Origin of the sequence: Polymorphospora sp. NPDC051019, from assembly GCF_040683055.1 — a bacterium.
Taxonomy (GTDB): domain Bacteria; phylum Actinomycetota; class Actinomycetes; order Mycobacteriales; family Micromonosporaceae; genus Polymorphospora; species Polymorphospora lycopeni.
Genome location: NZ_JBFBCH010000025.1, coordinates 37,373 through 50,876, shown reverse-complemented (window position 1 = coordinate 50,876; position 13,504 = coordinate 37,373). Strand labels below are relative to the sequence as shown.

At 74.1% G+C, this 13,504-nt stretch carries 8 protein-coding genes and 1 pseudogene; 6 read left to right on the top strand and 3 right to left on the bottom strand.

The window, feature by feature from the left end; all coding sequences use genetic code 11:
• Positions 1-106: 106 nt before the first annotated feature.
• Positions 107-1,819 (top strand): cobyrinate a,c-diamide synthase, encoded by a 1,713-nt coding sequence (locus AB0M79_RS31060; RefSeq protein WP_364220636.1) that lies wholly within the window; start codon positions 107-109, stop codon positions 1,817-1,819.
• The gene (locus AB0M79_RS31055) at positions 1,816-2,385 is read left to right on the top strand and encodes a GNAT family protein (RefSeq protein ID WP_364220633.1); all 570 of its coding nucleotides are present in this window, start codon (positions 1,816-1,818) and stop codon (positions 2,383-2,385) included. Before AB0M79_RS31060 ends, AB0M79_RS31055 begins: the two co-directional genes overlap by 4 nt.
• Positions 2,386-2,724: 339 nt before the next feature.
• Here the strand turns inward: AB0M79_RS31055 and AB0M79_RS31050 are convergent, their stop codons facing one another.
• Positions 2,725-4,881, bottom strand: coding sequence for a transglycosylase domain-containing protein (locus AB0M79_RS31050; protein WP_364220630.1), 2,157 nt, complete (start codon positions 4,879-4,881; stop codon positions 2,725-2,727).
• Positions 4,882-5,038: 157 nt separating this feature from the next.
• Here AB0M79_RS31050 and cobC point away from each other — a divergent pair, with 157 nt between their 5' ends.
• The 3 genes and pseudogenes from cobC to cobA all read left to right on the top strand — a co-directional run.
• Positions 5,039-6,142 carry an Rv2231c family pyridoxal phosphate-dependent protein CobC gene (gene cobC / locus AB0M79_RS31045; RefSeq protein WP_364220627.1) on the top strand — a complete coding sequence of 368 codons (1,104 nt, stop codon included), beginning with the start codon at positions 5,039-5,041 and terminating at the stop codon, positions 6,140-6,142.
• Positions 6,135-7,259 carry a nicotinate-nucleotide--dimethylbenzimidazole phosphoribosyltransferase gene (locus AB0M79_RS31040; protein WP_364220624.1) on the top strand — a complete coding sequence of 375 codons (1,125 nt, stop codon included), beginning with the start codon at positions 6,135-6,137 and terminating at the stop codon, positions 7,257-7,259. Before cobC ends, AB0M79_RS31040 begins: the two co-directional genes overlap by 8 nt.
• Positions 7,256-8,458 (top strand): annotated as a pseudogene (cobA, locus tag AB0M79_RS31035) (uroporphyrinogen-III C-methyltransferase); the annotation flags it as partial. The gene AB0M79_RS31040 and the pseudogene cobA, both read left to right, overlap by 4 nt.
• A gap of 127 nt (positions 8,459-8,585) precedes the next feature.
• Here the strand turns inward: cobA and otsB are convergent.
• Both otsB and AB0M79_RS31025 read right to left on the bottom strand, forming a co-directional pair.
• Positions 8,586-11,147 (bottom strand): trehalose-phosphatase, encoded by a 2,562-nt coding sequence (otsB, locus tag AB0M79_RS31030; protein ID WP_364220754.1) that lies wholly within the window; start codon positions 11,145-11,147, stop codon positions 8,586-8,588.
• A gap of 41 nt (positions 11,148-11,188) precedes the next feature.
• On the bottom strand, positions 11,189-12,589 hold the full coding sequence (locus tag AB0M79_RS31025; RefSeq protein WP_357542560.1) for a trehalose-6-phosphate synthase: 1,401 nt from the start codon (positions 12,587-12,589) through the stop codon (positions 11,189-11,191).
• A gap of 231 nt (positions 12,590-12,820) precedes the next feature.
• Between AB0M79_RS31025 and AB0M79_RS31020 the strand changes: the two genes are divergently transcribed.
• Entirely contained in the window at positions 12,821-13,447 is a 627-nt protein-coding gene (locus AB0M79_RS31020) for a hypothetical protein (RefSeq protein WP_364220619.1), read from the top strand.
• The last annotated feature ends 57 nt before the right edge of the window (positions 13,448-13,504 follow it).

Below are 13,504 nucleotides of genomic sequence, written 5' to 3'. Positions count from 1 at the left end.
CCCGCGGCGGGCGGTCGCGTCGATACCGGCGGCGGCCGGCAGCCGACTCCGCACCCGATCCACGACAGTCGTAGCGGGGCTGTCCGATGACCTCGAGGAGCCGACGATGACCGCCGTACCACGCGTGGTGGTGAGCGCCCCGTCATCCGGCCACGGCAAGACGGCCGTCGCCGTCGGCCTGCTCGCCGCCTGCGCCGCCCGGGGGCTGACCGCCGCCGGATTCAAGGTCGGCCCCGACTACACCGACGCCGGCTACCTCGGGCTGGCGGCCGGCCGGGTCGGCCGCAACCTCGACCCCCGGCTGGTCGGTCCGCAGCGGGTCGCCCCGCTGTTCGCACACGGCAGCACGGGCGCCGACATCGCGGTCGTCGAGGGCACCATGGGCCTGTTCGACAGCCTCGCCGGCCGGGCCGAGAGCGACTCGACCGCCGGGGTGGCGTCGGTGCTGCGGGCGCCGGTCGTGCTCGTCGTCGACGTCGCCGCGATGGGCCAGTCGGTGGCCGCCCTGGTGCACGGCTTCCGGGCGTACGACGAACTGCTCTGGCTCGGCGGCGTGATCCTCAACCGGGTCGCGTCCGACCGGCACGAGCAACTGCTGCGCGACGCGCTGGAGGACATCGGCGTGCCGGTCTTCGGCGCGCTGCGTCGCCGCGACCTGCCCGCCGTCCTGCCGTCCCGCCAGCACGGCGTGGTGCCGATCGCGCACCGCACGGTCGAGGCACTGCGGGCCGTACGCCGGCTCGGCGAGGCCATCGCCGGTGCCGTCGACCTCGACCGCCTGCTGGCCGTGGCCCGGTCGGCGCCGCGACTGTCCGGCGAGGCGTGGTCGGCCACCGCGTCGTTCGCCGACGCGCCGCCGCTGCCGGCCAACCCCGGCGGCCGCCGCCCGGTGGTCGCGGTCGCCGGCGGCTCCGCCCTGTCCTACGGATACGCCGAGACCGCCGAGCTGCTCGCCGCGGCCGGGGCGACCGTGGTGGCCGTCGACCCGCTGGTCGACGAGGCCCTGCCGGCGGGGACCGACGCGCTGGTGATCGGTGGGGCGCTGCCGGAGACCTGCGCCGAGGAGCTGTCGGCCAACCGGCGGCTCTGCGCGGCCGTGGCCGAGCTGGCCCGGTCGGGTCGGCCGGTGCTCGCCGAGGGCGCCGGCCTGCTGTGGCTGGCCCGCGAGTTCGACGGCCGGCCGATGTGCGGGGTGCTGGACGCGACCGGGGTGAGCATGGACCAGATCGTGGTCGGCTACCGCGAGGCGACCGCGCGGGCGTCGACGGCGGTCGCGCCGCTGGGCGCCCGGCTGACCGGTTACAAGCACCACCGCGGGGTGGTCAACCCGCGGGCCGGCCAGGCGCCGGCGTGGACCTGGGCCGCCGGGGCACCCGAGGGGTTCGTCTGGCGGCGGGTGCACGCGTCGCAGCTGACCCTGCACTGGGCCGGCAACCCGGAGATCGCGCACCGGCTGGTCGCGGCCTCGACGCCGACGTCGCCCGTACCAACCCAGGGCGGCGCCCCGGCCCTGGCTCCGACCCCGGCTCCCGCTCCGGCGAACGGCGCCCCGGCGCTGGTGAAGTCCGGTCCCGCTGGTGCCGTGCCCGGACCGGCCGTTCCGGTGTCGGGTCCGGCGGTTCCGGTGTCGGGCGCCGTGGCGCCCGGCCCGGCCCCGGTGTCGGGTCCGACGGCCGCGCCCGGCGCGGGCTACCCCGCCGACGAGCCGACGGCCGACATCCGCCCGCCGGCCGCCGGCCCGGACACACCCGCCGCCACCGGCACACCCGCCCCGGGCAAGGGGGCGTCGCCGGCCGGCCCGGCCGAGGAGCGGGCGTGAGCGGCCACGTCGCGGTCCGGCGGTTCCCGACGCTGACCGTGTCGGCGCCCCGGATGCACGTACGCCCCCTCGACGCCGGTGACGCCAAGGCGGTCACCGAGGTGTTCGCCGACAAGCAGACCCAGCGCTGGCTGCCGTTCCCGCGTGAGTACGGCCAGATCGAGGGCTTGGCCTGGTGCACCGAGATGGCCCAGGAGCGGCGGGACAGCGGCAGCGGCGACCACTACGGGGTGGTCCGGCGCGAGGATGACCGGCTGGTCGGCTGCCTGTGGACCAAGCGCACCGACTGGGTGGGCCGGGTGACCGAGGTGTCGTACGCGATGGCGCCGCACGCCCGCGGGTTCGGCATGGCGGCCGAGGCGGTCGACGCGCTGGCCATCGCGCTGATCCTGGAGCACGGCTTCCAGCGGATCGAGTTGCGGGTCGCGCCGGGCAACGTGGCGTCCCGGCGGGTCGCGGAGAAGGCCGGCTTCACCTACGAGGGCCTGCTCCGCAACGCGGGCCACGTGCACAGCGGCCGGGTCGACCTGGAGGTGTGGTCGTTCGTGGCGGCCGACCTGCGCTGATCGTCGCGGTCCCGCCCGTGCGGTCCCGCCCCGCCCGATCGCGGACCGACCACCCCTGGCCCGGCCGCCCTCCGTCACGTCGCGGCGGGTAGGTCGCTGTTCCGGGCCACAGCGAATTCGCTGTGGATACGCCGAATTCGCTGTGGGCCGCGACAGCAATACGCCGTCGCGGCGGCGGGCTCCCAGGGGGAGCCGTAGAGGCCGATGTTGCGCCGCTCGGCACCGCCCGGCCGGACGCCCTGGACGGCCCGGGAGCCGGAACCGGCGCGGCTGTCCTCCTCGACGTGCCGGCCGCCCGGATCAGGGCGTGGCGGCCGGCCGCGGGCAGCCGGGGCGCCGTCAGCTGATGATGGCCGACGAGGGTGGCACGAAGTCGCGTACCGGCCGGTCCTTCAGGGCCTCCCGCAGGGTCGTCGCGACCGAGTCGATCGGCTTGTTCGACTGCCAGTCACCGACCGCGTTGAACGGGTTGTCCGGATCGGCGATGAAGCTGGCGGCCGCCAGTTCCGGGGTGAAGCCGACGAACCACGCCGACCGGGTGCTGTCCGTCGTACCGGTCTTGCCGGCGACCGGGCGCCCGACCGTCCCGCGTACCGAGTCCGCGGTCGACCAGCCGCCGCAGGAGCCGGCGGCCGGGCGGTCGGCGACCGGGCAGCGGGCCGCGTCGGCCGCCGCCCGCGCGACGTCCTTGCTGACCTCCTGCCGGCACCGGGGCTTCGCCACGTCGACCTGTTCCCCCTGGGCGTTGGTGAACTTCGCCTGCGCGCCGTCGGGTCCCAGCACCGACAGCACCGGCATCGGCTCGCAGTAGAGGCCGTCACCGGCGACGGTGGCGTACGCGTTGGCCATCTCCAGCGGCGTCGCGTCGGACACCCCGAGGGTGAACGCGCCCCACCCCTTGGCCCGTTCCGGTGACGCCTGGTTGCGGTCGACGTCGGTCCGCCACCGCAGGCCGAGCCGTTCGGCCATCTTCACCACCTTGTCCGCGCCGACCGACTGTTCGAGCTGCACGAAGTAGGTGTTGACCGACTGGCCGAACCCGGACCACATGGCGTGCCGGCCGGTCATCGCGGCGCTGGCGTTCGACGGGCACCAGTAGCCGCCGCAACTCGACGGGCCGCCGTCACCCGGATAGATGGACCGGATCCGGTACGGCGAGTTGTAAGCCGTCGACAGCGGCTTGCCGGCGTCGAGGGCGGCGAGCATGGTGAACATCTTGAACGTCGAACCGGCCTGGTAGCCGGGCATGTCGCCGCCGCCGAGCAGCGGGTTGACGGTGTTCGGATAGTTGCCCTTCATCCGGGCGCGTTTCTTGGGGTCGGAGTGGCTGCCGTTCTCGCTCTGGTCCAGCGAGTAGACGCGGTTGACCGCCATCGCCTTGACGCTGCCGCTGCCCGGCTCGACCAGGACGATGCCGTGCGCGAAGCGGCTGTCGATGGACTCCCGGCCGCTGACGTTGTCCTTCGCGATCTCCTGCACCTTCGGGTCGAGCGAGGTGACGATCGTGTAGCCGCCCCGGCGCAGCTTGTCCTCGCGTTCCAGCGGGTTGCCGCCGAACGCCGGCTGGGCTCCCCACCAGTTCTTGAAGTAGTCGCAGAAGAAGCCCCAACTGTTCTGCGCCTTCGCGATGGAGGCGCAGTCGTTGGGCGGGGTGGTCAGCTTCAGCGTGATCGGTTCGGCCTTGGCCTGCGCCGCGGCGTCCGGGGAGATGTAGCCGATGGCGGTCATCCGGTCGATGACGTAGTTGCGCCGCTCGGTGGCGGCCGCCTTGTCCCGGGTGGCCGGGTCGTACTCGGACGGGGCCTTGACCAGGCCGGCGAGGGTGGCCGCCTCGATGACGGTGAGGTCCTTCGGCAGCTTGGAGAAGAAGACCTCGGCGGCGGCGTAGATGCCGTAGGCGCGGTGCCCGAAGTACGCCGAGTTGAGGTAGCGCTCCAGGATCTCGGTCTTGGAGATCTGCTTCTCGAGTTCGGTGGCGAGCCGCATCTCGCGGATCTTGCGCCCGCTGGTCTGTTCGGTCGCGGCCTGCACCTCGACCGGGCTCTGGGCGCTGTCCCGCAGCGCCATCCGGACGTACTGCATGGTCAGCGTCGAGGCGCCCTGGGAGACCGCGCCGGACTGCTGGTTGGCGACGAACGCGCGGGCGATGCCCTTGGCGTCGACGCCGTTGTGCTCGTAGAACCGCGAGTCCTCGGAGGCGACGATGGCCTGCTGGATGTGCGGCGACATCTGGGAGATGGGGGTGTAGCGCCGGTGCTCCTCGTAGAACATCGTCAGCAGCGTCTTACCGTCGTTGGCGTAGACGTACGTGGTCTGTGCCGGGGGCACCGTACGCAGTTCGCGGGGCATGTTCTGGATGATCTCGGCGCCGGCCTTGGCGCCCAGCCCACCGATCGCGACCAGCGGATACGCGACGGCCGACACGACCACCCCGGCGATGAGACCGGCGCGGAGGAGGGGTGCGAGCCGTCCGAGAACATGAAGGGTGCGGTTCATCACCCTTTGAAGGTATGACAAATGCTGCTATGACCTGATTAAAAGGACCAAACAAGCCGCAGGTCAGCCGCCCCGTCGCACGGCCGGGAACACCGCCTCCCGCATGCTGTACCCCGACGGCGCCCGGCAGGGCGGAGGAAGGGGTGGAAGGCGACCGATGACCGCCGAAGATCTGGCCCACCACGGCGACGCGGAGGCCACCCCCGGACTGGTCGACCTCGCGGTCAACGTCCGACGCGACCCGATGCCGTCCTGGCTCGCCGAGCCGATCGCCGCGACCCTGCACGACCTCGCCGGCTATCCCGACGCCGGCCCCGCCACCGCCGCCGTCGCCGCCCGCCACCACCGGCCCGCCGCCGAGGTGCTGCTCACCGCCGGCGCCGCCCAGGGCTTCGTGCTGCTGGCCCAGGCGCTGCGCGACGCCCGCCGGCCGGTCGTGGTGCACCCGCAGTTCACCGAGCCCGAGGCGGCGTTACGGGCCGCCGGGCACCGGGTCGAGCGGGTCCTGCTGCCGGCCGGCACCGGCTTCCGGCTGGACCCCGCGCTCGTACCGCCCGACGCCGACCTCGTCTTCGTCGGCAACCCCACCAACCCGACCTCGGTGCTGCACCCCGCCGCCGACGTCGCCGCCCTGGCCCGGCCCGGCCGCGTCCTCGTCGTCGACGAGGCGTTCGCCGACACCACCGGGCCGGGCGAACCCGAGTCGCTCGCCAGCCGGCGCGACCTTCCCGGCCTGGTGGTGCTGCGCAGCCTCACCAAGACCTGGGGGCTGGCCGGACTGCGGATCGGCTACCTGCTCGCCGCCACCGACCTGATCACCCGGCTGGCCGCGGCGCAGCCGCTGTGGGCGGTGTCGACCCCCGCGCTCGCCGCCGCCACCGCCTGTGCCGGACCGCGGGCGGTCGCGGCCGAGCGGGAGATCGCGGTACGCCTCGCCGCCGACCGGGACCATCTGGTCGACCGCCTGCGGGCACTGCCCGGGGTGACCGTCGCCGGCCGGCCGGCGAGCGCGTTCGTGCTGATCAACATCGCCGGCGCCGACCGGGTCCGGCTGGCGCTGCGCGAGCGCGGCTACGCCGTACGGCGCGGCGACACGTTCCCCGGTCTGGGCGCCGACTGGCTACGCGTCGCCGTCAGGGACACTGCCACCACGGACGGCTTCGTCGCCACGCTCGCCGAGGTGCTCGCCGACACCGGCCCGGCCACCGGCGCCGGCCCCGGACGGCCCGACGGCCCCGACGGAAGGACTGAGGATGCGTGAGACCCTGGCGGCGATCCGGCCGCTGGACACCGACGCGATGGCGGCGGCCCGCGCCCTGCACGCCCGGCTGACCAAGCCGGCCGGCTCGCTCGGCACCCTGGAGGAGCTGTCGGTACGCCTCACCGGCCTCGCCGGGACCTGCCCGCCCCCGCTGCCCGGGCCGGCCGCTGTCGGGGTCTTCGCCGGTGACCACGGCGTACACGCCCAGGGGGTCACCCCGTGGCCGCAGGAGGTGACCGCCCAGATGGTCACCAACATCCTCGCCGGCGGGGCCGTGATCAACGCGTTCGCCCGGCAGGTCGGCGCCCGGGTCACCGTCGTCGACGTCGGCGTCGCCGGCCCGCCCGCCGGAGCCACCCCCGGCCCTGCCGGCGGAGCCGCCGCCGAGCCTGCCCCGGCCGGGCCGATCGGTGCCGGCCCGCCCGGGGACGCACCGGAACTGGTCCAGGCCCGGGTCCGGGCCGGCACCCGGGACATGACGGTCGAGCCGGCCCTGACCCGTGACGAGGTCGCCGCCGCCGTCGCGGTCGGCATCGACACCGCCGACCGGCTGGTCGACGCCGGTGCCGGCCTGCTCGTCACCGGCGACATGGGCATCGCCAACACCACGCCGGCCGCCGCCCTCGTGGCCGCGTTCACCGGCGCCGACCCGCTCGACGTCACCGGCCGGGGGACCGGGATCGACGACGGGACGTACGAGCGCAAGGTGGCGGTGGTGCGGGCCGCGCTCGCCCGCCACGACCCGGACCCCGCCGACCCGGTCGGCGTCCTCGCGGCGGTCGGCGGGCTGGAGCACGCCGCTCTGGCCGGCTTCGTGCTGGCCGGCGCCGCCCGCCGGGTACCGGTGCTGGTCGACGGGGTGATCGCGGCGGCCGGGGCGCTCGCCGCGGCGGCCCTGGCCCCCGACGCGCGCGGGGCGATGGTCGCCGGGCACCGCTCGGCGGAGCCGGGCGCCACGGTCGCCCTGCGCCACCTGGGCCTCACCCCGCTGCTCGACCTCGGGATGCGGCTCGGCGAGGGCTCCGGCGCCATGCTCGCGGTGCCCGTCGTCGCCGCCGCCGTACGGGTGCTGCACGAGGTGGCCACCTTCGACTCGGCGGGGGTGTCGAGCAAGTGACCGATCCTGGCCTCTACCCGCTGGCGCTGCGCCTCGCCGGCCGTCGCGTACTGGTCGTCGGTGGCGGCGCGGTGGCCACCCGCCGGGTGCCGGCACTGCTCGACGCCGGCGCGGAGGTGCTGGTGGTGGCGCCCCGGCTGACCCCGGCCCTGCGGGCGTACGTCGACGCCGGCCGGGTGGGCTGGGCCGACCGGCGGTTCGAGCCGTCCGATGTGGACGACGTGTGGCTGGTGCAGGTGGCGGTCGACGACCCGGTGGCGGCGGCCGAGGTGAGCGCCGCCGCCGACGCCCGCCGCACCTTCTGCGTACGCGCCGACGACCGCTTCGCCGCGACCGCCTGGACGCCGGCGACCGCCCGGCACGGCAGCGTGACGGTGGCGGTGACGGCCGGCGGTGACCCACGGCGGGCGGTGGCGATCCGGGACGCGATCCGCGACCGGCTCGCCGACGGCACGCTGCCGAGCAGCCACCTGCCGGTCGCCGGACAGGTGGCGCTGGTCGGCTCCGGGCCGGGCGACCCGGAACTGATCACCGTGAAGGGCCGGCGGCTGCTGGCCCGCGCCGACGTCGTGGTCGCCGACCGGCTGGTGCCGGGGCTGCTGCTCGACGAACTCGGCCCCGACGTCGAACTGGTCGACGCGTCCAAGATCCCGTACGGGCCGTCCCGTGCCCAGGAGGAGATCAACCGGATCATCGTCGACCGGGCGCTGGCCGGCCGCTTCGTCGTCCGGCTCAAGGGCGGCGACCCGTACGTCTTCGGCCGGGGCGGCGAGGAGGTGGTGGCCTGTGCCCGGGCCGGGGTGCCGGTCGTCGTCGTACCCGGGGTCACCAGTTCCATCGCGGCGCCGGCCGGCGCCGGCATCCCGGTGACCCATCGCGGCGTCGCGCACGAGTTCACCGTCGTCTCCGGCCACGTCGGCCCGGACGATCCGGCGTCGCTGGTCGACTGGCCGGCACTGGCCCGGATGCGGGGCACCCTGGTCGTGCTGATGGGGCTGAAGAACCTGCCGGCGATCACCGCGACGCTCCAGGCACACGGCCGGTCGCCGAAGACCCCGGCGGCCGTGGTGCAGGAGGGTACGACCGGCGCCCAGCGGGTGCTGCGCTCGACGCTCGGCGAGGTGGCGCGGACGGCGGTCGCCGAGGGCTTCCGGCCGCCGTCGGTCGTCGTCGTCGGCGACGTGGTGCACGCCCTCGACGCGGGCGGCACCGGCCCGGCCCGGGCCGGTGCCGCCGCCGGCAGCGGCATGTTCGGTGCCCCGGACGACGAAGGCGTGGGCGACGCGGGGTGACCCGCGCCGCCCACGCCTTCGCGTGGGTGTCTTCTCAGACCTTGACTTCGTCGTCCAGCAGCAGCGCGCACCGGATCAGGCCGAGGTGGCTGTATGCCTGCGGGTGGTTGCCCAGCCCGCGCTCGACCATCGGGTCGTACTGCTCCGGCAGCAGCCCGGTCGGGCCCGCCGTGTCGATCATCTGGGTGAACAGCTCCTCGGCGTCACCGCGCCGGCCGGTGCGCAGGTAGGCCTCGATCAGCCACGCCGTGCAGATGTGGAAGCCGCCCTCCCGGCCCGGCAGGCCGTCGTCCCAGCGGTAGCGGTAGACGACCGGACCGCTGCGCAGGTCGGACTCGACCTTGAGCACGGTGGCGAGGAACCGCGGGTCGTCGTCGGGGAGCAGCCCGGACAGGCCGATCCACAGCGAGGACGCGTCCATCTCCTCGTCGCCGTACGCGACCGTGTAGGCGCTGGCACCGTCGTGCCAGCCGTGCTCCAGCACGTTCTGCCCGATCCGGTCCCGCAGCTCGACCCACTCCGGCCGGTCGCCGTCGCCGTGCCGCCGTACGACGTGCAGCGCCCGGTCGACGGTCATCCAGCACATGACCTTGGAGAAGACGTGGTGCCGCGGGGGGAGGCGGGCCTCCCACAGGCCGTGGTCGGGCTCGTGCCAGCGGCGTTCGACCGCCTGCACCATCGCCTCGATGACCCGCCACTCGTCCTCGCGCACCGAGCCGCGCGCGTCGGCGACGGCCGCCAGCAGGTCGGCGACCGGCCCGAACACGTCGAGCTGGAGCTGGTGGTTGGCGAGGTTGCCGACCCGGACCGGCCGGGACCCGGCGTAGCCGGGCAGGGTGTCGATGACCGCCTCGGCACCGAGTTCGTAGCCCTCGACGGTGTAGAGCGGGTGCAGCCGTTCGGGGTGGCCGCCGGTGCGCTCGATGCAGCCGTCGACCCAGCGCAGCAGCCCCTCGGCCTCCTCCAGCGAGCCGAGGTCGACCAGCGCGCGGGCGGTCATCGCCGCGTCACGCAGCCAGCAGTAGCGGTAGTCCCAGTTGCGGACCCCGCCCACCTCCTCGGGCAGCGAGGTGGTGGCGGCGGCGAGGATCGAACCGGTCGCCTCGTGGCACAGCCCGCGCAGGGTGAGCGCGCTGCGCGTCACCAGGTCGCGGGCCTGCGCCGGCAGCTTCAGGCTGGCCACCCAGTCCCGCCACGGCTGCTCGGCCGCGTGCTGCCGGTCGTGCAGGGCGATGGCGTGGTGGTCGAGGCTGTGCGAACCGAACCGCAGCTCCAGGGTGACCGAGCCGCCGGCCGACGACAGGTCGACGACGGCGCGGGCCGTGTCGTATCCGCCGTCCTCGGTGACCTCCCACTCGACGCCGGGGGAGTAGAGCGCCACCGGCTCGTTGGAGCCGAGCACCAGCAGGCCGTCGCCGACCGGCTGGAGGCGTACGGCGACCTGGCCGAACTCCGGTCGCGGGGCGAACTCGACGCGGGCCCGGCCGGAGCCGGTGAGCACCCGGATCAGGGTCGAGTCGCCGCCGGGGATGACGGTCTCGCCGGCGGCGCCGTCGGCGGCCGGGCAGTCGAGCCAGTCGGTGACGGTCAGCCCCGACCAGCGGGTCTCCACCGTCATCGTGCCGGGCCGGTAGCGCTGGCCGAGCGGCAGGCCGCCCCGGTCGGGAGCCACGCTGAAGTGACCGGCCGGGGCGCCGCCGAGCAGGTCGGCGAAGATCGCCGACGAGTCCGGCTTGGGGTGGCACAGCCAGGTGACCCGGGCCTCCGGGGTGAGCAGGGCGACGGTACGTCCGTTGGCGAGCATCGAGTGCCGCTCGATCGGCACCGCCCGCTCGCCGAAGAGCCAGTTGCGCCGGGTCTCCAGCAGCAGGCCGAGCAGCCGGGCCGCCTCGACCGGGCTGTCGACGTGGAAGTCGGCCCGGGTCTCCCCGTCGCCGATCTTGATACCGACGTCGGGCCCGTGCAGGTTGCCGAACGCGTTCTCGTCGGTGACGTCGTCACCGAGGTAGAGCACGCCGCTGGCCGAGAGCTGGGTGCGGAGCTGGTCGATGGCCAGACCCTTGTGGGTGGCGATCACCGACAGCTCGATGACCTCCTTGCCCCGGGTGACCGTGACGTCCGGCCAGTTCACCGGGCCGGCCTCGACCGCGGCGACCACCTCTTGGCGGACCTGCGGGTCGGCGCCCCGGGTGTGTACGGCGATGCTCGCCGGCTTGCTCTCCAGCCGTACGCCGGGCTTGTCGGCGACGATCCGGCGCAGTTCGGCCCGCAGCCGGGTGCGGACCTCGACCAGTTCGGGGGAGAGCCGCTCGACGAAACCGATGTCGAACTCGGAGCCGTGGCTGCCCACCAGGTGCACCTCGCTGGGCAGCCGGGAGAGCGTGGCCAGGTCACGCAGCGCCCGACCGGAGACCACGGCGACGGTGGTCTGCGGCAGGGCGGCCAGCGCCCGGATCGCGGCGACCGACTCGGGCAGCGGGACGGCCTTGCTCGGGTCGGTCACGATCGGCGCCAGGGTGCCGTCGTAGTCGCAGGCGACCAGCAGGATGGGCAGGCGGGCGATGCGGCCGATGGCGGCGCGCAGCGCCGGGTCCATCAGGTCGGCCTGGCGCGGACCCGCCTCCAGGACAGAAGTGTTCACGCCGCCTCCGTCTCGGGCACCCCGAGCTCGTTGAGGAAGGACCGGGCCCACTGGCCCACGTCGTGGGTCCGCAGGTGCCGCTGCATGATCCGCATCCGGCGGCGGGCCTCCACGTTGTCGACGTGCACGGCCCGCAGCAGCGCGTCCTTGACGCCTTCGGGGTCGTGCGGATTACAAAGAAAAGCCTGGCGCAGCTCCGTTGCCGCGCCGGCGAACTCGCTGAGCACGAGCGCGCCGCCACTGTCGGCGCGCGATGCGACGTACTCCTTGGCCACCAGATTCATTCCGTCTCGAAGCGGGGTCACCATCATGACGTCGGCGGCGCAGTAGAGCGCCGCCAGTTCACTGCGAGAGTACGACTGGTGGAGGTAATGCACAGCAGGCACGCCGACACGGCCGAATTCGCCATTAATCCGACCAACTTCGCGCTCTACCTTTACCCGTAGGGCCTGGTAGTGCTCGACCCGCTCGCGGCTCGGTGTGGCGACCTGCACCATAACCGCGTCGGGAACTGTCAGCTTTCCGTCAGAGAGCAGCTCCCGGAACGCCTTCAGCCGAAGTTCGATCCCCTTGGTGTAATCCAGCCGGTCGACGCCCAGGATCACCGTCTTCGGATCGCCCAGCTCGGCCCGGATCTGCTTGGCCCGGGCCTGGACAGCCGGGTCGGACGCCATCCGCTCCATCTCGGCGACGTCGATCGAGATCGGGAACGCGCCCGCCTTGACCGTCCGGCCGTCGACCTCGATCGTCTGCCCCGAGTAGCGCAGGCCGAGCAGGTGGCGGGCCAGCCGCACGAAGTTCTGCGCCGCCAGCCGCTGCTGGAAGCCGACCAGATCGGCGCCGAGCAGGCCGCGCAGCACCTCGGCCCGCAGCGGCATCTGCATGAACAGCTCGATCGGCGGGAACGGGATGTGCAGGAAGAAACCGATCCGCAGGTCGGGCCGCAACTCGCGGAGCATCGCCGGCACCAGTTGGAGCTGGTAGTCCTGCACCCAGACCGTGGCGCCCTCGGCCGCCGCGTCCGCCGCGGCCTCCGCGAACCGCGCGTTGACCAGCCGGTACGCCTCCCGCCAGCGGCGCTTGTAGGCCGGCGTCTCCACCGCGTCGTGGTAGAGCGGCCAGATCGTGGCGTTGGACTGGCCCTCGTAGTAGCGTTCGAGTTCGTCGGCGCTCAACGGCACCGGATGCAGGTGGATGCCCTCCACCTCGAAGGGTTCCGGTGCGGCGCCCACCCCACCGGCCCAGCCGACCCAGGTCCCCTTGTGCTGGGCCAGCACCGGGTGCAGGGCGGTTACCAGACCACCCGGACTCCGCCGCCATTGCCGGCCCTCGGGTGTGTTGACCTCGTCGACGGGCAGGCGGTTGGCTACGACCACGAATGAGCTGCGAACCGTCACGCTCCGTACACCTCCGGTGATTACGGGTCTCGCGGAGAGCCTACTTCGCGCGGTTGGTCCGCCGGCGTCCCCGGTTGTCTTTGGTGCCCAGCCCGCCGCGACCGTCAAACCCGCAGGCCGTACCCCTGATTGTGGGGCCTGCGTCACCCGGCGTCTGCGGTCTGCGCCACGCTCCGGTGCCGGCATTCGGCATCCGCGGGGTGGATTGCCGGCGGATGGCACGCTGAGACCGTGTCAGTCTTCGATACCGACCGGCCGCGCGGAGCGTGGCTCGGCCCGCTCGCCATCGCGGTCGTCCTGCTCGCCGTGATCGGCGGCGCCGTGGGTTTCCTGTTGGCCAACACCGGCGGCGACGGAGGGCGCGGGACGGGCGCCGGCCCGGGGCCGACGGTGAGCCCGACCCTGGTCGCCGAGGCGCCCGACACCCCGACACCCGACACCCCGACATACGCCCCGGACCCGACGTACGCCACGACCCCGGCCGGGCAGCCGGTCCGCACGACGGCGGCCGGGCACGGCCGCCCGACGACCTGTCCGGCGCACACCGAGACCCTGGCCAGGGAGGCGGGCTCGGCCGGCGACCTGTCGCTCACCCTCTACCTGCGCACCCGGCACTCCGAGGTGTGGATCTGCACCGACCGGCACGGCACGCTGTTCTACCAGGGCCACTCCGGGCAGCCGGGGGAGAAGCTGGTCGAGGGTCACAACGCGCTGTTCCTCACCGACGTCTCGGCGGCCGGCGGCGGCTACCTGGCGACCAACCACACCGGCCGGGGGACCACCCGTTACCTGGTGACCGCCGACAAGCTGGTGATCGAGCACGAGGGTGGCGGGACGGAGACCCAGGCCGCGATCTGACCTGGCTGTCGGGGTGATGTGCGTCCACCGGCCCCGACCTGTCAGGATTGACGACGG